The organism is Parashewanella curva (genome assembly GCF_003675895.1).
Lineage (GTDB): Bacteria > Pseudomonadota > Gammaproteobacteria > Enterobacterales > Shewanellaceae > Parashewanella > Parashewanella curva.
The window spans coordinates 210,793-233,916 of sequence record NZ_ML014753.1 but is presented as its reverse complement, the minus strand read 5'-3'; the positions used below and the strand labels follow the sequence as shown (position 1 = coordinate 233,916).

At 41.2% G+C, this 23,124-nt stretch carries 20 protein-coding genes; 12 read left to right on the top strand and 8 right to left on the bottom strand.

Annotated elements, in window-relative coordinates; genetic code table 11:
- Window positions 1-15 precede the first annotated feature (15 nt).
- The gene (plsY, locus tag D5018_RS01150; RefSeq protein ID WP_121837144.1) at window positions 16-633 is read right to left on the bottom strand and encodes a glycerol-3-phosphate 1-O-acyltransferase PlsY; all 618 of its coding nucleotides are present in this window, start codon (window positions 631-633) and stop codon (window positions 16-18) included.
- 189 nt (window positions 634-822) lie between these two features.
- Here plsY and folB point away from each other — a divergent pair, with 189 nt between their 5' ends.
- From folB to D5018_RS01135, 3 genes are read left to right on the top strand one after another with little or no spacing between them, the layout of a single operon-like run.
- A complete protein-coding gene (gene folB, locus D5018_RS01145) occupies window positions 823-1,179 on the top strand; it encodes a dihydroneopterin aldolase (RefSeq protein ID WP_121837143.1) in 357 nt (118 codons plus the stop codon).
- Window positions 1,180-1,188: 9 nt separating this feature from the next.
- Complete coding sequence (gene folK / locus D5018_RS01140) at window positions 1,189-1,683, top strand: 2-amino-4-hydroxy-6-hydroxymethyldihydropteridine diphosphokinase (RefSeq protein ID WP_121837142.1); 495 nt, start codon at window positions 1,189-1,191, stop codon at window positions 1,681-1,683.
- Window positions 1,684-2,487, top strand: a complete 804-nt coding sequence (locus D5018_RS01135) for an undecaprenyl-diphosphate phosphatase (protein ID WP_121837141.1) — start codon at window positions 1,684-1,686, stop codon at window positions 2,485-2,487.
- Window positions 2,488-2,801: 314 nt separating this feature from the next.
- Here D5018_RS01135 and D5018_RS01130 read toward each other — a convergent pair whose 3' ends face one another.
- Both D5018_RS01130 and D5018_RS01125 read right to left on the bottom strand, forming a co-directional pair.
- Window positions 2,802-3,044, bottom strand: coding sequence for an LPP leucine zipper domain-containing protein (locus tag D5018_RS01130; protein ID WP_165904973.1), 243 nt, complete (start codon window positions 3,042-3,044; stop codon window positions 2,802-2,804).
- 88 nt (window positions 3,045-3,132) lie between these two features.
- On the bottom strand, window positions 3,133-4,362 hold the full coding sequence (locus D5018_RS01125; protein ID WP_121837139.1) for a multifunctional CCA addition/repair protein: 1,230 nt from the start codon (window positions 4,360-4,362) through the stop codon (window positions 3,133-3,135).
- Between the two features lie 114 nt (window positions 4,363-4,476).
- Here D5018_RS01125 and D5018_RS01120 point away from each other — a divergent pair, with 114 nt between their 5' ends.
- Window positions 4,477-6,066 (top strand): AAA family ATPase, encoded by a 1,590-nt coding sequence (locus tag D5018_RS01120; protein ID WP_121837138.1) that lies wholly within the window; start codon window positions 4,477-4,479, stop codon window positions 6,064-6,066.
- Window positions 6,066-7,040, top strand: coding sequence for a general secretion pathway protein GspB (locus D5018_RS01115; protein WP_121837137.1), 975 nt, complete (start codon window positions 6,066-6,068; stop codon window positions 7,038-7,040). Before D5018_RS01120 ends, D5018_RS01115 begins: the two co-directional genes overlap by 1 nt.
- 8 nt (window positions 7,041-7,048) lie before the next feature.
- On the opposite strand, the gene nhaD is transcribed toward D5018_RS01115, so the two are convergent.
- Complete coding sequence (gene nhaD / locus D5018_RS01110) at window positions 7,049-8,296, bottom strand: sodium:proton antiporter NhaD (RefSeq protein ID WP_121837167.1); 1,248 nt, start codon at window positions 8,294-8,296, stop codon at window positions 7,049-7,051.
- A gap of 379 nt (window positions 8,297-8,675) precedes the next feature.
- Here nhaD and D5018_RS01105 point away from each other — a divergent pair, with 379 nt between their 5' ends.
- The gene (locus D5018_RS01105; RefSeq protein ID WP_121837136.1) at window positions 8,676-10,088 is read left to right on the top strand and encodes a hypothetical protein; all 1,413 of its coding nucleotides are present in this window, start codon (window positions 8,676-8,678) and stop codon (window positions 10,086-10,088) included.
- Between the two features lie 46 nt (window positions 10,089-10,134).
- Here the strand turns inward: D5018_RS01105 and hemL are convergent, their stop codons facing one another.
- The 3 genes from hemL to D5018_RS01090 form a co-directional block, all read right to left on the bottom strand.
- The gene (hemL, locus tag D5018_RS01100; protein ID WP_121837135.1) at window positions 10,135-11,415 is read right to left on the bottom strand and encodes a glutamate-1-semialdehyde 2,1-aminomutase; all 1,281 of its coding nucleotides are present in this window, start codon (window positions 11,413-11,415) and stop codon (window positions 10,135-10,137) included.
- 26 nt (window positions 11,416-11,441) lie between these two features.
- Window positions 11,442-12,452 carry an aspartate carbamoyltransferase gene (locus D5018_RS01095; RefSeq protein WP_121837134.1) on the bottom strand — a complete coding sequence of 337 codons (1,011 nt, stop codon included), beginning with the start codon at window positions 12,450-12,452 and terminating at the stop codon, window positions 11,442-11,444.
- 126 nt (window positions 12,453-12,578) lie between these two features.
- A complete protein-coding gene (locus tag D5018_RS01090) occupies window positions 12,579-14,300 on the bottom strand; it encodes a chloride channel protein (protein ID WP_121837133.1) in 1,722 nt (573 codons plus the stop codon).
- 33 nt (window positions 14,301-14,333) lie between these two features.
- On the opposite strand from D5018_RS01090, the gene D5018_RS01085 reads away from it, so the two are divergent.
- From D5018_RS01085 to D5018_RS01070, 4 genes are all read left to right on the top strand, one after another.
- Complete coding sequence (locus D5018_RS01085; RefSeq protein ID WP_133309213.1) at window positions 14,334-15,056, top strand: DUF6776 family protein; 723 nt, start codon at window positions 14,334-14,336, stop codon at window positions 15,054-15,056.
- 157 nt (window positions 15,057-15,213) lie between these two features.
- Window positions 15,214-15,591: an iron-sulfur cluster insertion protein ErpA gene (erpA, locus tag D5018_RS01080; protein ID WP_121837166.1), complete on the top strand. Its 378-nt coding sequence runs from the start codon at window positions 15,214-15,216 to the stop codon at window positions 15,589-15,591.
- Window positions 15,592-15,650: 59 nt separating this feature from the next.
- Window positions 15,651-16,238, top strand: coding sequence for a 5-formyltetrahydrofolate cyclo-ligase (locus tag D5018_RS01075; RefSeq protein ID WP_121837131.1), 588 nt, complete (start codon window positions 15,651-15,653; stop codon window positions 16,236-16,238).
- 90 nt (window positions 16,239-16,328) lie between these two features.
- Entirely contained in the window at window positions 16,329-17,318 is a 990-nt protein-coding gene (locus tag D5018_RS01070; RefSeq protein WP_121837130.1) for a transposase, read from the top strand.
- Between the two features lie 296 nt (window positions 17,319-17,614).
- Here D5018_RS01070 and D5018_RS01065 read toward each other — a convergent pair whose 3' ends face one another.
- Complete coding sequence (locus D5018_RS01065; RefSeq protein WP_121837129.1) at window positions 17,615-18,658, bottom strand: IS110 family RNA-guided transposase; 1,044 nt, start codon at window positions 18,656-18,658, stop codon at window positions 17,615-17,617.
- Between the two features lie 283 nt (window positions 18,659-18,941).
- Here D5018_RS01065 and D5018_RS01060 point away from each other — a divergent pair, with 283 nt between their 5' ends.
- On the top strand, window positions 18,942-20,030 hold the full coding sequence (locus D5018_RS01060) for an efflux RND transporter periplasmic adaptor subunit (protein WP_121837128.1): 1,089 nt from the start codon (window positions 18,942-18,944) through the stop codon (window positions 20,028-20,030).
- Window positions 20,027-23,116, top strand: a complete 3,090-nt coding sequence (locus D5018_RS01055) for an efflux RND transporter permease subunit (RefSeq protein WP_121837127.1) — start codon at window positions 20,027-20,029, stop codon at window positions 23,114-23,116. The genes D5018_RS01060 and D5018_RS01055 overlap by 4 nt, the downstream gene beginning before the upstream one ends.
- The last annotated feature ends 8 nt before the right edge of the window (window positions 23,117-23,124 follow it).

Here is a 23,124-nt window from a genome sequence, read left to right as displayed (position 1 = left end):
AGCTGAATACAAACTTTACTTTTGTTTTCTTTTCAGTTTATTGCGTAAGGTAAAACGTGACTCTTCGCCTTTTAGTAACCGATAAATATTATCTTTATGGCGAATAACAATCAGTATGCCTAACATAGCGACAGGAATGGTAAATCGGTCATCTAAATAATGAGTCAAAATAGGTGCCATAATCGCAGTGACGATTGAAGCAAGTGAGGAGTAGCGGCCGATTAATACCACTAATACCCAGGTTCCCATCAAGTACAAAGCTAAGCCTTCACCAATAGGCGCCATTGCACCGAATGCCGTGGCGACACCTTTACCACCTTTAAAGTCAAAAAAGACGGGGAAAATGTGTCCGAGGCAAGCTGCAATGGCAATAAATCCTAAAGAGACAGAATCAATATTGAGTTTATAGCTAAGGTAAGTTGGGAGAGCGCCTTTGAGCATATCGAAAAATAAAACTAAGGCAGCAGCACCAGCTCCACCTACACGTAATACGTTAGTGGCACCTGGATTACCCGAGCCTTGAGTTCGGGGGTCGGGTAAGCCTTTTAAACGACACACCAGAATAGCAGAGGAAATCGAACCCAATAGATAAGCGGCAATAAGCATGACACTGATTAATGCTATTTCACTCAAGTTGGTTTCCTTACTCTGGTTAATGTATTATCACGCCTGCTCAAAGCAGTCTGATAGGACACTGTTCAAATTACAATCGCTAAGGCTCACAGTCTAAAGCACAATTGTTCAATATGCGACCGTAGCGAGCCATTATATCTCTATTTGATAATAATGCTTATCTGACCTCTAAAATTTGGAATTATTTTGATGGATAAAGTCATCATTAAGCAACTAAAAGTTGATACCGTAATCGGTGTTTATGATTGGGAAAAGGAAATTAACCAAAGCTTATATCTCGATATTGAAATGCAATGGAATATCGCGCAAGCTGCCCAAAATGATGATTATCAACATGCGCTTTGCTACGAAACCGTATCTAACCGTTTAATAGAACTGATCACAGAAAAGCCTGTTGAGTTGATTGAAACCGTCGCTGAAATGGTGGCTAATTGCCTGATGTCTGAATTCAATGTGCCTTGGGTGATGGTTACCGTTAATAAACCCGGTGCAGTAAAGTCATGCCAAAATGTGGCCGTTGAAATCGTTCGTCAAAAGCAAGACTAAGGTTGCAGTGTGGCAAAGGTATACATCAGTGTGGGTAGTAATATCGAACCTGAAAAGCATTTTCGGTTAGGGCTACAAGCGCTTTCCAATCATTTTAAAGCATTAAACCTATCGTCCGTCTATTTGAGTGAGGCCGTTGGCTTTGATGGAGGTGACTTTCTTAATATGGTGGTTGGGGCTGAGACAGAGCGTACGATAAATGAGGTGGTGGATATTTTAAAGGCCATTGAGTTTGAGAATGGTCGCGCTAAAGATGCTAAAAAATTCAGTTCTCGTACTTTAGATTTAGATTTGCTTTTGTATGACGACAAAATATGTCAGTTACCTGTTCGCCTACCGCGCAGTGAAATTACCTTTAATGCTTTTGTGCTTTGGCCATTAGCCGAAATTGCACCCAATTTAGTTCACCCTGAGCTGAGTAAAACCTACTCAGTTCTTTGGCAAGAATACGATAAGTCTTCTCAGCTTTTAAAACCAATCGCTTTTGATTTTTTAGGATTTTAGATGGATACCTTACACGTCATTATTTTAGCGCTTATTCAAGGATTGACTGAATTTTTACCAATTTCTAGTTCAGGACATTTAGTATTAGCCGCTCCATTGTTTGGTTGGCAAGATCAAGGTTTGTCATTTGATGTTGCGGTTAATACTGGTTCTTTATTAGCCATGGCCATTTACTTTCGCCAAGAAATTTGGCAAATGACTCAAGCTTGGACAACAAGCTTAATCACTCGAAAGCAGACTCCCGATAGCAAGCTGGCGTGGTGGATTGTACTGGCGACGTTGCCTGCCGTTATCTTTGGCTATTTTGGGATGGACTTTATCAAAACCCATTTTAGAAATATTGAAACTATAGCTGCTACAACAATCGTTTTCGGCTTGCTGCTATGGTGGGCAGATAAAGTCTCAAAGCATCAGCTTGATGAGTATCAAACAGGTTGGAAAAAGGCCTTGTTAATTGGCTTTGCGCAAATGCTAGCCTTAATCCCGGGGACTTCTCGCTCAGGTGCCACCATGACTGCAGGACTATTGTTAGGGTTAACCCGTGAAGCGGCAGTCCGATTTTCGTTTCTTATGTCTATTCCTGTAGGGCTTGGTGCGGCGATATTGGTGACTAAAGATCTTATTTCCTCACCTGAGGCGATTGATGTTCAGGCATTGACCATTGGTACAATTGTTTCTTTCATTGCCGCTTATGCTTGTATTCATTACTTTTTGAAGGTGATTGGCAAAATGGGCATGACCCCATTTGTTATCTATCGACTGTTACTCGGTGTTGCACTGTGTGGTTTGATTTTCTTTGGATAAAATCGATTTAGCTCGCTCTAAGAGCGAGCTAATATACTCGTGATACTTGAAGATGCAACTTTCAGGGCTTATTCAGGGTTGTATTATTCGAGGCGTGAAAGTGCAGAACTAGCGGGCTAATTTAAGCTTTCACAACAAAGAAGAATCAACGCTGAAAAGCCCACGAAGTGCGAGTTTAATTGCCATTTATACTGCGTTGCTTACCCTTGAAATAGAGTTACTATTCCTACGGGAAAGCGCCTTGCCTAAATGGCAATTAATTCTCGCTGAAATACTGCATCTACAGGTATCACGAGTATATACATACTTCATTTTTACTTTTTGTAATGAGTGGCTAGGTTATCTAAACGATCATTAGCCCGTTCAGAAGCACTTTGATTGTGTTTAATACTATTCATTAATTGATCATGCTGAGATTGCAAGTCACTGATTTGTGAACTGAGTAGATCAAGCTTTTGATTCGTGGCGTGGATGTGATCTTGCAGTGCTGCATCGGTTGCGCAGCCTGCTAAGAATAAAGGTAAGCTAATTACTGCTATGGTGAAGATTTTCTTCATTGTACGAACACTCCCTAATAGTTTGTGCCCATATGTTGCCATAGTTGGTTATAGCCACAATTCTAGTTAGCAATTATTCGCTTTTTTGTCAGCCTATAGTCAGCTTTTTAATTTCGAATATCGCTTGGCTCCTTTGCTTTTCAATCTCAGGTTTTATTGCGGCTCCGGTGATACCTGAAGCAATTATTTTTTGTACATCAATGGCTTTTGCTGCTTTGAAGCATTCAGTTAAATACTTTGCTTGTGGATATTCATGTAGCTCAAAGCCCGTTCTTCCACGAATATCGGCATGGCAAGCTATAAGTACTTGAGGTAGTCTTTCTGGCTTACGCCATGCGTCCATGTTATTAAAAAATTTCAGTACTGTTGCTGGTTTTAATTCAAAAGCAGTATGGACATTTTGATGTAAGTCACTTACCAGTAATGCTAAATCTCGATAGCCATTCGGCACTCTTAAACGTTCACACATCTTTTTTATTAAAGGCAATCCAAGTTGACCGTGACCATGATGACTAGGCCATTTATCTTTTGGTGTTAGGCTCTTTCCAAGATCATGAACCAATGCAGCAAAGCGCACTTGTTTATCTTCAGTGAGCCGGGCTGCTTGCTCAAGTACCATGAGGGTATGAATACCAGTATCAATCTCGGGGTGCCACTTTTCAGGTTGTGGTACACCAAATAATTGTTCAATTTCAGGAAACAGGACTTGAAGTGCTCCACAGTCTTTCAATACTTGGAAGAAAACTTGAGGTTGAGAGTAAGACAGCACTTTTTCCAACTCTTGCCAAACACGCTCGGCGCTTAACGCTTGCAGCTCACATGATGCTGATAGTTGAGTCATCAAAGTCATGGTTTCTGGAGCAATAGAAAACCCCTGTGGTGCAAATCTAGCGGCAAATCGTGCTACTCGTAATACTCTAAGTGGATCCTCAATAAAGGCTTCTGATACATGACGTAAGGTTTTATTCTTGATGTCGTCAATGCCCTTATAGGGATCGTGAAGTTTGCCTTGTTCATCCTGAGCGATAGCGTTAATGGTAAGATCACGTCGTAGCAAATCTTCCTCTAAGGTAACGGATTGACTCGCATCAACACTAAAGCCGCCATAACCCACACCTGTTTTTCGCTCGGTGCGCGCTAAAGCATATTCATCATGACTTTTGGGGTGAAGAAATACAGGGAAATCTTTTCCAACTTGTTGGTAGCCTAGGTTTAGCATTTCTTCTGGAGTGCTGCCCACTACCATGTAGTCTTTATCTTTTACGGGGAGGTCTAAAAGGGCGTCTCGAACAGCTCCACCGACAAGGTATATTTTCACGATTGTCTTCAACTCTAAGCGATATCTATCTAAAGCTTATCAGACAAAACTTTGACAATAAAAGCACTTAGCCGTAAGTTGTTGCCATATTTGTCGATTATTTAGTTCATTGGTATGTATAAAGCGTTTTTTGGTTTAAAGGATACTCCGTTTTCAATCGCTCCAAACCCTGAGTACTTGTTTTTAAGTGATCGCCACCGTGAAGCGTTGGCACATTTAAGCTATGGTCTTGGTGACACTGGCGGGTTTGTGTTGTTAACGGGGGAAGTGGGTACAGGAAAAACCACCGTCTCACGTACCTTGTTAAAGCAATTGCCAGAGAATACCGATACGGCCTTCATTCTTAATCCTGCGCTAACTGAATTAGAGTTACTGGCGACCTTATGTGATGAACTTAAAATAAACTACCCAGAATCGCCAACACTAAAACAGCTTACCGATCGCATTAGTGAATTTTTGCTTGAAAATCATAAGAATGGTCGTAATACCTTGATGATCATTGATGAAGCTCAACACCTCAAAGCCGAAGTGTTAGAGCAATTAAGGTTACTCACTAATTTAGAAACTGATACCAAAAAATTGCTGCAAGTGATCTTAATTGGTCAACCAGAATTACAACAGTTACTGAGACGCCAAGAGCTGAGGCAGTTAGCACAGCGGATCACTGCTCGTTACCATTTGTTGCCGTTAACAGAAGATGAAGTGGCGCTTTATGTGCAACATAGATTAGAAGTGGCTGGGCGATATGAGCCGTTATTTACCCGTAAATCTATAAAAGCGCTACATAAACATACAGGCGGTATACCAAGGCTGATCAATTTGTTGTGTGAACGTACTTTGATGGCTGGATATGGGCAATCTAAAGTGCCGCTGGATCATCGCATGGTCAACCAAGCCGCTCAAGAAATATTGGGCGTGGAAGAAACATCAACTTCAAAATATAAATGGCCACTAATTACTGGTGGTACTTTAGTCGCCAGTTTTGCTGTTGCTTATGTTGGTTTTACTCTACTGCAATCTCCTCAAGCTGACTCTAAATCAGTAAATCAAGCCAACGGCGTTACTGACTCTGTAAAGTTACCGAGAAAAAATGCAGCTTTGACTCAAATGATTTCTAAAAGCCGAAATATTGATACAGCGTTTGCGGTGTTGTTTGGACTTTGGAATAAAACTCCTTATCAAAATCTCACTAGTTGCCAAGCGGCGCAGGCACAACAACTAAATTGCTATCAAAAGCAAGGAGACTGGAAAAACCTATTGAAAATGGGCTATCCCGCCGTGCTCTACCTTAAAGATGACGCTGGACAACCATTCTATGCGGTGTTAGCGGCCGTTGATGGTCATAAGGCCTATATTCAGCTTGGTGAGCAGCAATTAAAGGTTGAGCAGGATTGGATTGATGCACATTATGATGGCACCTTTGAATTATTTTGGCAGAATGTAGGTGCGCCGAATCAAATCATCACCCGTTACGCTCCCATTGAACAAATTCAGTGGTTAGAAAATCAACTCGCCAATTATAATCACGAAAAACCAAGGGAAATGACGCATTTTGATGCATCGCTGATCCGCAGTTTGAAAGATTTTCAAAAGCAAAATGGTTTGTCGGATGATGGTATTGCAGGCAAGCAAACATTGATACTATTGAGTTTGTATGCTGAGCATTCTGGCCCAGATTTATCTGCGGCTAAGGAGTTATATTAATGTCGATTTTGCTTGATGCGGTAACCAAAAGTAAACAGAAGAATGCACCGCTAGACCCTACGCTTTCCCCACAGCGACAATTAGCTTCTATGAAATCTGACAGGCAACTACCGTGGCACTGGTTTGGACTAGTGTTAGCGATTACTATTGGTGTTTCCGCTGCTTGGTGGTGGCTAAAGCCTGTTGGAACGGTTCAAACTCCGATCAAGCCTGAAGAAAACGTTACTCAAAAACCGGCTGCGAAATCACAAATTACTTTAGTAGAAAAAGTAGCGTTGCCACTCCCTCAGGCTTATCAGGTACCCAGTCAATCTATATCGACTCAGCCAAGCTCTCAAACAATACAAACTCCCAAAGATGAATCAAGTCAGCCGCAATCTGTTGCTGTTACGGTAAAACCTAAACAGACTCAGCACATTATTTTAGGAAAACCGCTAGATAAGAACAGTCCGATAGCCAGTGAGTATGGTTCAGAGCAGACTCAATTAGATTTGGAACAAGCCAAAGACTTAATGCTTGGGGCGAAACCAAATAATAGTCAGGCGTTGGATTTAGAGGCATTAAAAAGACAAGTGGCGTTGGCTGCATCGGATGTTGGTCTGAAAACAGATGAGCAGCATAAGCAAGACAAAGTTATCAAAAACTTGAAACAAGAATTGAGTCAGGTTGAGCATGAAAGGGCGGTACAAAAACCGTTTTCTGATGATCCGAAATTAGAAGCAAATGGCAAAGATAAATATACGCAGGTGCCTAAATACGGAGAGTTGCCAGCAAGTATTCAATTGCAGGTGCCGGAATTTAGTATTAATGCACACCTATATTCCACTACACCATCACAACGTCGTTTAAGTGTAAATGGGAAAGAGCTAAAAGAGGGCGATACCATCAAAGGTAAATTGAAAATCTTAGAGATCCGCCCTCAGGATGTCGTTTTAGGAATCGCGGGTGAGAAGTTTTCGGTGCCCGCTACTTAGCAAATGTACTAACCAAAAAAGTAACGCCCAACAATGAGCGTAAGTCCATACCCTAAGCTGTAGCAAATGAGTAAAGCAGGGAAGAACTTTAGGTAGCTGCCGAAAGTCAGTTCTTTCACTTTACTCATGGCTATAACACCAGCTGCGCTTCCTATTATCAATAGCGAACCACCGACGCCCACACCGTAAGTAAGCCCCAACCATTCAGGTGTCGTTAGATTTGGGTCGGCTTTTAGTAGTGCAGCCGTGAGCGGAACATTATCCAACAAAGCAGAAAACGTACCTGCAATATAGTTTGATACACTGGCGCTATGTTGGCTGTAAACATGGGCTAGTGTGTCTAATACCCCAATTTCTTTGAGCATGCCAACTAATAACAAGATGCCTAAGAAAAACAGCAACGTGTCAAACTCAACTTGTCTAATGTATTCCAATATCTTGACTTCTTCTCGATTAGAGCGTGACAAGCTACCAACTAAGAACATAATTGATAAGCCCGTTAAAAAAGTCAGTACTGGAGGAATGGCAAATAGAATATTTAGAACCATAGTCAATACGATCGTACTAAAAAATAAAATCGTGATTGCGACATCAATACCATTGTAATTCTTTTCAACTTTGGTGGTACTTACCGTTCCTTTTAAGTTGTATGAAAACATGGAGGACAGCAAGATAACACTGATGGCTGAAGGAATGATTAAAGTCACCAACTCAGACATTTTTACATGACCGCTCAAAAAGATCATTAAGGTGGTTACATCACCCGTGATCAAAGCAACGCCACCTGAATTTACGGCGAATACCACCAACACCGCCATTTTTAATTTCACTTCAGAGCTAAGGTCAAAAGTACTTAAAAGTCCTAAGGTCACAAGCGTTGCAGTGACGTTATCGCAAAAAGTGGAGAGGACTAAAGCAAACAGAGATACCTGTATCATTAACAGCCGAACTGAAATCTGGCTCGGAAAGATTTTTTGAACTATCAGCTGGATCATACCTTTGGCATTTAAATAAGCCACAAAGGTCATGGTAGACATTAAAAACAACCATAAAGTCGCTATCTCAAGTAAGTTCTCATTTAAATCTTTGGTGATAATTTGCTGGTGAGTTGCAGATCCCGCTCCAACATATAAGCACACCCATGAAAAACACCCCAGAAACAAGGTAGTTTTAGCTTTGTTTATCTTAGTAATGTCTTCAAAAATAATGGTGACAAGTGCGAGGACAGAAAAACCGATGAGAAAATAATTGAGCATGTGTGGCTCCGATATGACGTCTTGAGTAAAGTAATTGATACCAGTATAGGTGCTTTTTTCAGCAAAAATTCTGGCGCATAAAACCACAAATTTATTTGAGATACAAATGCCAACTAAGTAACAGACTTAGTAAAACTTTCAGAGTTGTCCAGAGTGCTTGTCAACTAGGGGATTGGCCAATATGAGTGTTTAATTAAATATACTTAATGTGTTGAATCTCAATGTTTATCCAGAAAGCAGCAACTGATTATTGAAAATAATGGCGAGCCTCTGAGTTTATTACTTGCCGTAAAAACGAGTTGTTCTGTGTTAAGTGCTTGTTCAAGCTAAGTCATTAAAATTAATCGCCTTAATTATAAATATTAACGAGAGGACTTGTATGGCTCCGTTATCATCATTAAGCATGATTTCTGCGCAAGCTGAATTTGTAGGTAAAGCAACAGATATTGCTAAAGATAAGGCCAACGAAATTGCAAAAGTTGCAAGCTTAGGAGTCGTTTTAGGGGCTGTAGGTGCTGCATCAATTCCAGCCGCGATAGTTGGTGGAATTTATGGAGGACTTGAAGCTACGGGTTTTCATTATTTTTCTCAAGGAGTCGGATGGATCGTCGGTCGTTGTGTGGAGCAATGTGTTGAAAACAGAAAGTTAGCTGAATTTTTTTCGAACGCAGCAACATTCGGGCTTGGTATAACCTATATTAACACTAAAGTCCCAACTGTGGTTCATACCGCTGCAGTTATCGGTAGTGGGGTAGTTACAAAGGCTTTAAGTGATAGAATCTCTCCCCCAAATAAAGCGTTTTCTGTTGAAAAATTAGTTGTGGATGCTACATGCACTCTTGGCAGTAGCTATATTGCTGTAAAAATTACAGATTTTTCTCTGGATGCTTTTTTTTCTGGGGAGCCACTTATACTTGAACTCAGAAAATTAGGGCCCTGTATAAGACCAACAATAAAGTTAAACCCTAAGTATTTATACGAAAACGACGGGTTAGTTCATTGTATGCCAGATCATTGTAATTATACTTTTTTCTCGGGTGGACAACGCCAGTTGTATACGATCCGCATTCCCAATGCTCATTCACAAAGTACGAATCCACTAACGTTTGTTGCAGATTCTGAAATGTGCTTCCCTTATATGATGATGGAAGATATTAACTTTTATGTGAAAGGAGGGGTATGCATAGACAATATCATTGTTAAGTCGTCAAAACCTAGAGCTGAGGCGATGTGTAAGGCAATCATGGGAGTAAGTGTATTTGAAGGCACTAGTTTAAACAGAGGGCGATTTTATGCTGAACGTAAAATTGATTTCTGGTCAAACATTCTTTTTAAGGACGAAGCTGGTTTTCGTAGTTGCTCAAAAATTGATGGGAATTTTAGTGTGGAGTTATTAGATAGCTCAATGAAATACGCTCAAATAAAGTTACTAGGGGAGTCAACTGCGTTCGTTTCAGATAAATCTTTATCTGCAGGAATGCTTCAACTTATCAATGCTAAAGCTAACTTTTCAGGTTTATCAGGAGACGGGGCAGAAATTTTTATTGATGAAGATAGCTTAGTTGAGGCTTCTGGAAAAGCATTGAATGGAGCTGTATTGTACGTAAAAGGAACAATCATAATAAGTGGTGGCGCTTGCGATGATGCCATTATTTATCGGGCCCCAAGTAGTACTATATTGATTAGGAAGAAAGATAGGAATTTTCGTTTATTTAAGACGCTGTCACCTTCTAAATTGGATGAAGAATTGTCGAAATCAATAGAATTTAAACAATCGACTGAAAAGATTTAGATCGAAGAACACTGTAGGTATTCTTCAATCTTGGTTACTCGTTAAATTACAAACTTGCTAACACTTTATCTGCCGCCGCAAGTGTTTTTTCAAGCGTTTCATCATCATGAGCCGCAGACAAGAAGCTGGCTTCATAAGCACTTGGTGCTAAATAAACGCCTTCCTCTAACATACCATGATAGAAAGCTTTAAAGCGTTCAAGGTCACATTTAGTGACTTGATCAAAAGAGGTGACTTTTTCATCTTCAGTGAAGAAGAAACCAAACATAGCGCCCACATAGTTGATGGTCATCGGAATGCCATGTTTATCAGCTAAAGCTTTAAAGCCTTCGGCAACGTATTTAGTTTTACGTGCCAGTTCTTCGTATAGTCCTTCTTCTTCCAATGCTTCCATTTGGGCAAGGCCTGCGGCCATGGCAATTGGGTTACCTGAAAGCGTACCAGCTTGGTAAACAGGGCCCGTCGGAGCAATGTATTGCATCACTTCTTTACGACCACCAAAGGCTCCCACAGGCATACCACCGCCAATCACTTTACCAAGGCAGGTAAGATCGGGTTTGACGTCATAGTGAGCTTGAGCTCCCGCTTTAGCAACGCGGAATCCCGTCATTACTTCATCAATGATTAGTAGAGCACCGTATTGATCACAAACATCACGCAAACCTTGTAAGAAGCCATCAACAGGAGGGATGCAATTCATATTACCCGCTACTGGCTCAAGAATGATACAAGCGATGTCTTCAGGGTATTCTTCAAACAAGGCTTTTACCGATTCTAAATCGTTATAGATTGCGGTTAGTGTATGTTTAGCAAAATCAGCTGGTACGCCAGGAGAGCTTGGTTGGCCTAATGTTAGTGCGCCAGAGCCCGCATTTACCAATAAGCAGTCTGCATGACCGTGATAACAACCTTGGAATTTTAGAATTTTGTCACGGCTGGTAAAGCCACGAGCTAAACGAATGGCGCTCATGGTGGCTTCTGTACCAGAGCTAACCATACGAACTTGTTCCATAGACGGCACCATAGCGGTAACTTTTTCAGCCATGGTAATTTCAAGTTCAGTCGGTGCACCAAATGACAGTCCGTTTTCAACAGCATCAAGAACAGCTTGGCGAATTTTTGGGTGGTTATGGCCTAAAATCATTGGTCCCCATGAGCCAACATAGTCAATGTAGGCATTACCATCAGCATCATAAATATAAGCGCCATCGGCTTTTTCAATAAAGCGAGGCGTGCCGCCAACACCATTAAAAGCACGAACTGGCGAGTTTACTCCGCCAGGAATGGTCTGTTTTGCCTGTTCAAACAGCGTATCAGAACGGGTCATTTGGTTTTCCTTAAATATTAAATCAATTACTTTCTTACATACCAGTTGACTGGTAACTCGTGCTGTTCTAGTTGAGAGTCAACACCAAGCGTAAGCGCAAAAAGTGCCATGCGGATCAGCAGGCCATTGTCAGCTTGACGGAAAATCGCCAAGTTGGGATTTGTGTTTAGATCATCGTTTAGTTCATTCGCCTCAGGGCGAGAATCACGAGGTAACGGATGTAAAATTACCGTATCTTGATGACAATGTTGAGCATAAACTCGTTGGTTTAACCTAAATTGTCCTCGATACTTATTAGCTTCATCCTGTGATGGAAAACGCTCTTCTTGAATTCGGGTTTGATACAAAATATCAGCGTGTTCAAGATTACCTTGAATTTTATCTACGATGTTCACTTTATGCCCTGCATTAACCACTTGGTCAATCACATGTTGAGGCATTTGTAATTCAGTTGGAGAAAGCAGGGTAAAGGTCACATTTTTATAAAGGCTAAGTAACTTAGAAAGTGAGTGTACAGTACGACCATACTTTAAATCACCCATCATAGCGATGTTCATACCATTGATGTCTTTGTTTTTCTCTTTTAGCTCTTTTTCAATGGTAAATAAATCAAGTAATGCTTGGGTAGGGTGTTCATTTGAACCATCACCGCCATTAATCACTGGCACACAGCTGCCTTTGGCAAACTCTTGCACAGAAAAACTTTCTGGGTGACGCATGGCAATGACATCAGAGTAAGTGGCCATCATCTTGGCGGTATCGAACAGTGATTCCCCTTTGGATAAGGAAGAGGTTCCTGAGCCAACGGTTTCGGCCACATGACCACCGAGTAGATTAAATGCGGTTGAAAAGCTGACTCGGGTGCGAGTGCTTGCTTCAAAAAATAAATTTCCGAGAATCGCACCGTCAAGAACACGAGTGCGTCTTTGTCTTAAAGCGTATGGTTGCATGCGTTGGGCAACAGAAAAAATGGTTTGAATGGTATCCAAATCAAATTGGTTTACCGAGAGGATGTGGGATCCTTCTAATTGTATCATCAGCCTATCTTCCAATTTATAGAGTAATACTTAAGTAGGTATAGAGATATTGCTGAGGGGCTATGTTACCAGAACTACATAGAATTTAGTATGTTTTTGAAAATGAAAAGATGCCTCAAAGGTCATTTATACATGACCTTTGCGAACTTCCTTATAAATCATATTCCAACTTATCAGCCCAACAATATTGCATGTTTGTTTTTGGTAAATAGCGATTTCTCCGGAACGTGAGGGAGCAAGAAGATGGTATGCATCATCAAGGGTTGCCGTATCAGGCAGTAATTTTAGTGGCGTTGAAGAAACTTGGAGAACTTCTGCATTATCTTCATTTTTTGCTACTTGGTGAATGTTTCCATCGTCAGTTTTTATTAGCACTAGTGATCCATCAGCGCAATGAGTGGAAGCGCTTTGTTGGAATTGAGCATGGTCTAAAATCAATATTTCTTTTTCCATTACAGCGCGAACACCACGCTTTTGTAGCCCAAGGTTCAACGGTGGAACTCGATATCCTAGCCCCATCATATCGAGCTGTCGTAGGAGAATGGAACGGCAATTAAACCCTTGGAATGCTAGTAGAAAAGCGGGGATCATGACAAACATAGCAGGAAGCAAAATGTTGGCATCGTAAGTAAGCTCTAAAAGGGCGACTAATGCAGCTAAGGGAGCATTTAAGCATACTCCCATCATTACAGTCATCCCTATAATGGTATATGTGCCAATGTAAGGAGCGCTCTCAGGAATTAGGTAGGCATTTATCTCTGCTAATATTGCGCCTAGCATAGCACCAATACCGTAGAGTGGGCCGATTAACCCACCAGGGATCCCTAGCCCTATAGCGCTCACTGTCGCAATGGTTTTTGCAAATAAGATAACAAGTAAAAACGTCATACCAATCGAAGTGTCAGTGGCGGTCATTATGGCTAAACCATCGCTACCTAAGGCTTGTGGAACCAACATTCCAATAATCGTGGTGACCACTCCGGCTAAAAACAGTTTAGGGAGTAAAGGCCATTGTTGACTGACTTCAGTTATTTTCAGTAAAGATGAATTTAATAGTGCGGCGAAACAGCCAAGTAACAAACCATCGGCTAATAACGCTGGATAGAGATTGAGTGGCATATCATTGATGGTGATAGCATCAAATTCATGGATATCGCCAAAGACCAACTGACTACTCATCGCTCCGCATACGGCAGAGATTAATATAGGGAAGAAATAGTGGATACGGTATTCCCTGATAATGACTTCAAAAACAAAAATCACTGCCCCTAAAGGAGCATTAAACGTTGCGGCAATCCCTGCGGCCACTCCGCTAGCACTAAGGATACGAACACTGTTATCTGGAAGATTAAATTTTTCAGCCATAACGCTGGCACTTACGGCACCAAGATGAATTGCTGGCCCCTCTCGGCCGACTGAAAAATTAGTGGCTAAGGCAAATAGTGCTTGTAGAAATTGCCCAGGAGCAGAGGGGAGGGGAATTTTTCCATAATACAGTTTATAACGATGTAAAACGTAGGCAATGCCCATTTGTTTGTAGCGTTTAGACCCTAGTCGAGCAGTAAACCAAATGAGTAAAACACCGAGTAAAGGCAAATAACTGCGCCAGTCGGTAAAATCAGCTACAAAGTCAGTATGTTTGAGCTCTGTAATTTCAAATGAAGCTTGTAATAGCCACCGAAAAAGAATGATCACACTGGATGCCACAATAGCAAAGGCCAACGCTAGTAGACATAACTGAACATTTGTCTTACTCCCTGACAGCAAATCTCTGAACTCAGTAGAGAAATATTCTGATACTTTTGAAGAACTTTGCTTATTCAGTAATTTTTTTATTGTAGAATGCACCTATCAAATGGCTCCAAAGGTAGAAAGAAAACCATGTCGAGATCGGAACGCAGGCAAGATCGCCTCCGAAAATTTGAACAGCATTATTTTCCCATAAATCGCTATATATTTTTAGTGATTTTGTTCTCTTTTGTGGCGGGGGGAGCAAGCTATTTTTATTATGATCAGTTGTTGCCAGTTCCTAAGCAGGGTAATGCGCAACTCCTGCAGCTAAAAAATAAACTAAACACTCAGTCCCAAGAGTTAGCTCAACGAAACTTAGAACTTAATATTGCTCATCAAACGAATAAAACGTTAAGAGATCTATTTGCCAAAAAACAAGCTACACAATCAGAAATTGAGCGTGAACTGGCTTTTTATCGAAGTATTATGGCTCCTGAAACCAGTGCTCAAGGGGTCAGTATCTCTGATTTGAGATTAGATAAAGCAATTACAGGGGAAGGGTATGAATTACATTTGATTCTGACTCAACTAAAAAAGCGCCGTTCTTCACTTAAAGGTCAAGCTGAATTAACTATTGTTGGTGTAAAAAATGGTAAAGAGGTTAAGCAGTCAATCAACCAGCTGGCCAATTACGATTTCAAATTTAGCTTTCGATTTTTTCAATCATTACAAGCTCGCCTTATTTTGCCTAAGGGGGTTAATTGGAAGCAATTGCTTGTAAAAGTAAAAGTTCCCGCCAGTCGTTGGAGTAAAGCCGAAGAAACCGAGAGGCATTTTAATATTGATGACCTATTAAAAGAGTCAGAACAATAATAGGTTGTTATAGTTAAATACTTGAACGAAATACTAAGGTATTAGATAATTAATACTATCAGCAGTAGCTGGTATTGATATGCATAACTAAGAGGTAATCATGGCACAATTTACTGATGCTGCAGGAACAGTTGAAAAGGAGCAACCACAACAAGTGGTGGTTCAACAAGAAGAACAAACTCAAAACGCGCAGCCAGAAAGTGATGCACTACCTATCCAATTTACCGATGCCGCAGCCAGCAAGGTAAAAGAGCTTTTAGAAGAGGAAGAGAACCCAGAGTTGAAACTTCGCGTCTATGTTACAGGCGGTGGTTGCTCAGGATTCCAATATGGCTTTACCTTTGATGAAAAGCAAAACGACGGTGACTTTACGGTAGAAAAACAAGGAGTACTGTTAGTCGTTGATCCGATGAGTTTACAGTATTTGATAGGCGGGGAAGTAGATTATACCTCTGGTCTTGAAGGTTCTCGTTTCTTTGTGAAAAACCCAAATGCCACAACGACTTGTGGCTGTGGTGCAAGTTTCTCAGTTTAGTTCCTTCATTTAATGTAAGGCGCAGAAAGCGCCTTATTTATCAAATCTTAGGTTAAGTTATGGATAACACGACAGTTAGAAATCAACTTCGCCAGCAAATCCGCAAGCAAAGACGAGCCTTATCTCAATTGCAGCAACAGCTGTTTGCAGAGCAAGCTTCAGAAAGGTTACTGTCACATCTTATTGAAACACAATCTCACTCCGTAGCTTTGTATTTAAGTTTTGATGGTGAACTTGATACAACGCCATTAATAACAAAATTGTGGGCGTCGGGAATCAAAACATATTTACCTGTACTTCACCCTTTTACTCAAGGTCACTTATTGTTTGTTGAGTATCAAAGCTCATCACCTATGAAGCATAATAAATTTGGTATTGCTGAACCTGTTTTAGCTTGTGATAAGGTTTTACCAGTAGATCAACTTGATGTGATCATTACGCCGCTGGTGGCGTTTGATGAACAAGGGAATCGAATGGGGATGGGGGGGGGGTACTATGATCGAACACTGGCTTACCTTGAATCAAAAAATTCAATTAAAATCATCGGCTTCGCTCATGATTGTCAAAAAGTTGAATCACTGCCCGTAGAAGCTTGGGATAAACCATTGTCTAGTGTCATAACGCCAACATTACATCATCGTTTCTAGACAATTAAAAAAGACACCCATAATTATTTGCACTTTCCAGAACCTTGTCTAAGCTTACAAACCATAAAATTAGACAAGGATGTCGTGATTATGCCGAAAGCTAGAAAGACGATTGTGAGTGTTCAAGATACGCCCTTTTATCACTGTGTTTCCCGCTGTGTGCGAAGGGCGTTTTTGTGTGGAATTGATAGATACACTGGCGTTAACTACGAACATCGTCGTAAATGGGTTGAGTCAAGATTACTTGAGTTAGCCGAAGTATTTGCTATTGATGTGTGTGCTTATGCCGTAATGACGAATCATCTGCATGTTGTACTTAGAATTGATGCTGAATTAGTGAAGGCTTGGTCAGGTGAAGAGGTTATTACTCAATGGCATAAACTGTTCAGCGGTTCCTTGTTATCTCAGCGCTTTGTTAAAGGCGACAAACTAAACCAATGGGAGAAAAAACTACTGGAGATACAAGTGGTTGAATATCGACATCGTTTGAGCGATATCAGCTGGTTTATGCGTGCATTAAATGAGCCTGTTGCCCGAATGGCAAACAAAGAAGATGGTTGTAAAGGTCGATTTTGGGAAGGACGATTTAAGTCTCAAGCCTTATTAGATGAAGCCGCTATTTTATCTTGCATGGCTTATGTAGACTTAAATCCCATTCGAGCCCAAATAGCTAAAACTCCGGAACAATCTGATTTCACCAGTATTAAACGTAGAATCAAAGCTGCGCTGAATAACGAACAACCTGAAGAGTTACTGCCCTTTGTTGGCAACGAACGACTCAATATGCCGAATGGTCTTACTTTTTCTGTAGAAGATTACTTGGTCTTGGTTGAAGAAACGGGTTGTTGTATCCGTGAAGATAAATGTGGCTCAATTAAACAAAGTCTGCACATTCTTGAGCGACTTAATTTACCTACTAAAAATTGGTTAAAGCTATGCAACGAATTCGGTAAGCTGTTTAAGGGAGCCGCTGGTAACTTACAATCACTCTCAACTTATTGTGAACGGCTGAAACGATGTCGCCGCCAAGGTGCCGCAAATGCTAAGCGGTGGTTTGAAACTAAAAACGCAATAGGCTGAATGAGATTTTCTAATTTGAAAAAAACAAAACCAAAACCAATTTTCTAGCACTGAATTGTCCAATAACGTGTTTCGTTCGGTATGACACTTATGTAGGCTCCCCATGTGTCAACAATAAATTGCTTTCGAGATTCAATGCGTACTTATGTACGAGCTCTAATTGAGAAGCTATCTCAGGCTCTATGATATTTACGCGAACTAGTAAACCAATCTTTAATGCGAGCTTGAAGCTCTGTGTATCATGCTGTTTTTACTAGCTGATTTTTATCTTCGATTTTGCATTTTATTGTATGAACTCAAAATAATGGTTTAACAAAGTCAGCTCTGTATTCAGTGCCTTGGCTTAACATTGCAAAAGCCGTTCGAACCGTTTTATTTGCTAAAGCAACAGCAGCACATTTGATACCTCTGCGATCTACCACGCCTTGTATCCATATTTCTTTTGCCGTCTTAGCTTCACGCTTAATAACGTGATTTACAAAATTTGACGCGCCAGTGATCAAGTTACTTCGAACAATCGTATTTTTAACATGTTTTCCAATCGAGCCAATTTTATTTTTTCCACCACTGGAATGCTGCAGAGGTGTTAAACCTATACAAGCTGATGCATCTTTCCCCTTATTGAAGCCTCCTAAGTCGCCACAACCTAGAGCAATATATAAATTAATCGCATTTATAGGGCCGACACCTTCAAGCTTCAACAACTTTTTACAATCAGGGTGTTCTTCAATCGAGTTTTCTAAGCATTGATCATATATAACAAGGGATTTACTCAATTCAATGTAAAGTTTCCAGGCTGTATCTAATGAGCTTCTAAAGTGTTCTGAAAACTCGTTTTTACTGTCTGCAAGAGTTCTTTCCACTGCACCTTTTAATCCACCATTGCGATTTGATGAACTGATATTAAATTCAGATAGCAATGCAATAAGTTGGTTGCTGATAGCCGTTTTTTGTTTAACACAAAGCTCTCTTAATCTCATAATTGATTGAAGCTGTTGTTGCTGTGCCGATTTACCTGAAATGAATCTCACGTCGGGTAATAAGGCTGACTGAACAATCGCTAGTGCATCATTTTTATCAGTTTTTTGGCTTTGCCTTACTGAAGCAACCAATTTTGCAGATATGAGGTGAGCATCATGCCCAAAGAATAAAGCTTTCTGCTTCCAATAGCTTGATGTGCTGCAAGCTTCGAATACCACAGACATTGGTTTGGAATTAGCAAGAAATTGAGTAAATTCGTTAGGTGTCATCTCAACATTAGAACGCACAGTATGGTTTGTACATGTACAAACTTGAATTACTTTTTTGGCTAAATCAACACCAACAATGGTACTTTTCATATCAGACTCCAGAATCTAGCGGTGAATACTTAAAATACACCGCATGACTAGGTATGGGGAGCCTAATTATCTTTATTACTCGACCACATAATGGTTGGATGTTTTATAGATAGCGAGTTAGCTGATGAGTTTTTGTAAAACCTCTAGTCCGAATGAATGACTAATACAGGTCTTCTAAACTTTCTTAAATAGAATTTTGTAAGCAAAAGTAAAGCTGCTTGCGTGCGTTATCGGGGTCAGTAAAATTGGACAAAATCTCACTCTATTTTTCGTATAGGATTTTATGAAAAAGTTCTTTCTAGTTTCTCTTGTTATTGCACTTTGTGTTTTGGGGTATTACTTCTTAAATCCTGAATCTCAATCTCCTCAACACAAGCGTCCTAGCAATATCATCACTCCGGTCGTTGTCACTAAAGTTGAAACGAAAAAGCTGACTGACGAGCTTGAAGCTTTAGGTAACATTAAAGCCAATGAGTCGATTGATTTGACTTCAAAGGTCAGTGAATTGGTTACTCATTTGTATTTTGATGATGGTGCCATGGTTAGAAAGGGACAGTTATTAGTTCAACTAAGAGACGCCAGTCAGCAAGCGGCATTACGACAAGCGAAAGTGGCGCTGGCCAATGATGAAAGAGATCTGCGTCGTATTGTGCAACTGGTCAAAGATAAATCCATTGCCGAAACCGAAAAAGATCAAGCACAAACTCAAATTGACACCGCGAAAGCTCAAGTGAAAAGTGCGATTGCTGATGTGAGAGATCGTAAAATTGTCGCACCATTTTCCGGCCGTCTAGGATTAAGGCAAGTGAGTGTAGGTGCATTAGTAACACCATCAACTGTCATTACAACGCTAGATGATTTATCTACGGTAAAACTCGACTTTTCTGTGCCTGAGCGTTATTTGCAAACCTTACAAGTTGGCAAAGAGGTTGAAGCTAAGGCGATAGCGTATCCTGATGAAACCTTTAAAGGTAAGGTTAAATCCATTGATAGCCGTATTGATCCTGAAACGCGTGCAGTGGTCATTCGTGCGGTATTGAAAAACCCGCAAATGAAATTATTGCCGGGCATGTTAATGACGGTGAATTTGATTAAAGATCATAAAACCTCATTAGTATTACCTGAAGATGCCATTATTCCTCGCCAAAATCGTCAATATGTTTATGTGGTTGATGACAAAAACAAAGTGGTGCAAAAGCAAGTGACCGTCGGTATTCGTAAATTTGGTATAGTGGAGATCACTTCAGGCTTAAAAGAAGGTGAGTCAGTGATCACTCGCGGTCAACTTAAAGTTCGACCCGGCTCAACGGTACAACCTCATACCCAAGAAAACTTCACCTTTAAGAAGAACGCCCAAGGGGAAGATGCATGATACTGACCGATCTTTCCGTTAAGCGTCCGGTACTCGCTTCGGTTATCAGTTTGTTGTTGGTGGTGTTTGGTTTGGTGGCCTTTGATAAGCTGCCATTACGCGAATACCCTGACATTAACCCGCCTGTGGTTTCGATTTCGACCAGTTACCGAGGTGCTAGTGCTGCGGTTGTTGAAAGCCGTATTACTCAAGTGATTGAAAACCGTATCAGTGGGGTTCAAGGCTTAAAAACCATTTCTTCTTCTAGCCAAGATGGGCGTTCTCGTATTACGCTGCAATTTACGGTTAACACCGATTTAGACTCAGCAGCCAACGATATTCGTGACCGGATTTCGGGATTAAGAAATCGCTTACCAGTAGAAGCCGATCCGCCTGAAGTTGAAAAAGCGGATAGCGGTGATGATGTAGTAATGTGGTTGAACCTAGTATCGACCAATATGAACACGCTGCAACTGACTGATTATGCTGATCGCTATCTTAGAGATCGCTTTTCTGTGGTTGATGGCGTATCGAATATTCGCATTGGTGGTGGCAAACAATACGCAATGCGAGTCTGGCTAGACCGAAAAGCACTCGCTGCACGTAATCTCACCGTCAACGATGTTGAGAACAAACTGAGATCAGAAAACGTCGAACTACCTGCTGGCTCAATCGAATCCAAAGATCGTCAATTTACCGTACGATTGCAACGAGGTTTTCGAACTGCTGACGATTTTAAAGGCTTGGTGCTGAAAAAAGGCAGTGATGGTTATCTGGTCAAGCTTGGTGATGTGGCGAAAGTTGAAGTCGCAGCCGAAGAAAATCGTGTGATGTTCCGTGGTAACGGCCAAAACATGGTAGGGCTTGGTGTTGCCAAACAATCTACTGCCAATACCTTAGGCGTCGCCCGTCAAGTGAATAAGCTGGTGGATCAAATCAATCCGACTTTGCCTGAAGGAATGAAGATCATTCGCTCCTACGACAGCTCAATATTTATCGAAAAGTCGGTGCAAGAGGTATACAACACATTATTTATCGCCATTACCTTGGTGATCATTGTGATCTACCTATTTTTGGGTAGTGTGCGCGCCATGTTTATTCCAGCGGTGACGGTGCCTGTATCACTTATGGGAACTTTCATTGTTCTTTATTGGTTTGGCTACACCATTAATTTGTTGACCTTGCTCGCGATGATCCTCGCCATTGGTATGGTGGTGGATGACGCCATCGTGATGCTAGAGAATATACACCGCCGAATTGAAGACGGTGAGTCGCCATTGGTGGCGGCTTTTCTTGGTTCAAAACAAGTTTCGTTTGCCGTAATCGCTACCACAGCTGTTCTTATGTCGGTATTTATGCCGATCACTTTCTTAGATGGTGACTTAGGTCAGCTGTTTAAAGAGTTTGCGGTGACCATGAGTGCAGCGGTGTTCTTCTCAAGTATCGTTGCTTTAACCCTCAGCCCTATGATGTGTTCTAAACTTCTTCGTCCAGCCAGTGAAGATACGTGGATGGTGCGTAAAGTTGATGGTGGCATGAATTGGCTTATCGAGAAATATCGTGGTGCTTTGGAATTCTCACTGCGTCGTCCTGCTCTAATTTCTGTTATCGCTTTGATTGCAGTGGGCTTAAGCTATGGCTTGATTAAAAAGCTGCCGCAAGAAGTGTCGCCAAGAGAAGATCGTGGCTCGATTTTCTTGATTGTTTCTGGCCCTCAAGGTGCGACTTATGAGTACAGCAAAGAATACATCGACGAAATTGAAAAGCGTCTGATGCCTTTGGTTAAATCTGGTGACATCAAGCGTCTATTGATGAGAGCGCCAAGAGGGTTTGGTCGCGCGGCCGATTTCTCTGGTGGATTCGGCATCATAGTATTGGAAGATTGGAGTCAACGTCGTCCCGCTAATGCCATTATCAATGATATTCGCAGTCGCATCGCTGATTTATCCGGTGTTCGTGCTTTCCCAATTATGCGACAAGCGTTTGGGCGAGGGTTGAATAAACCGGTGCAATTTGTGATTGGTGGCCCTGACTATGAGCAATTGGCTCATTGGCGAGACATAATAATGGAGAAAGCCAAAGACAATCCAAACTTGATTGGCTTAGATGATGATTACAAAGAAACCAAACCTCAATTACGCGTTGTTATCAACCATGACCGTGCTGCACAAATGGGGGTTTCAGTTTCGCAAATTGGTCGCACATTAGAAACCATGCTGGGCTCAAAAGTTGTCACCACCTTCATGCGAGACGGTAAAGAGTATGATGTGGTGTTAGAAGGTATTCGCAAGCAACAAAATACCGCCGATGACATGAAAAATATTTATGTTCGTTCTGATACTTCACAAAAGTTAATCCCATTATCTAATTTAGTCACGGTACAAGAGTTTGCGGATGCCAGTACTTTGCACCGCTATAACCGTATGCGAGCCATTACCTTTTCAGCTAACCTAGCAGATGGCTATTCACTGGGTGAAGCATTAAGTTATATGAATGGGTTGGTGAAGAGTTACTTACCTGACGAAGCTATTGTAAGTTACAAAGGTGCATCGCAAGATTACCAAGAGTCTGGTTCGTCTATTTACTTCGTGTTCGTTCTGGCCCTTGGTGTGGTATTCCTTGTGTTAGCTGCGCAATTTGAGAGTTACATTCATCCAGCCATCATTATGTTGACGGTTCCACTCGCCATTGTTGGCGCGTTAATTGGTTTGTATATTACAGGTCAAAGCATCAATATCTACAGCCAAGTAGGGATTATTATGCTTATTGGCCTTGCAGCTAAAAATGGTATTTTGATTGTTGAATTTGCCAACCAATTACGAGACAAAGGCTTAGAGTTTAACGAAGCCGTTATTCAAGCTTCTTGCCAGCGTTTACGCCCAATCTTGATGACGGGTATAACAACTGCCGCTGGTTCCGTGCCTTTAGTTATGGCAACTGGCGCGGGGGCTGAAACTCGCTTTGTCATTGGTGTGGTAGTACTGTTTGGTATCATGCTGGCGACCTTCTTTACTTTGGTTGTTGTGCCTGCAGCTTATGGGTTGTTAGCCCGTAATACAGGAACGCCAAGCTCTGTAACTCGTAAGTTAGAAGAGGGATTAGGTTAAAGCGTGAA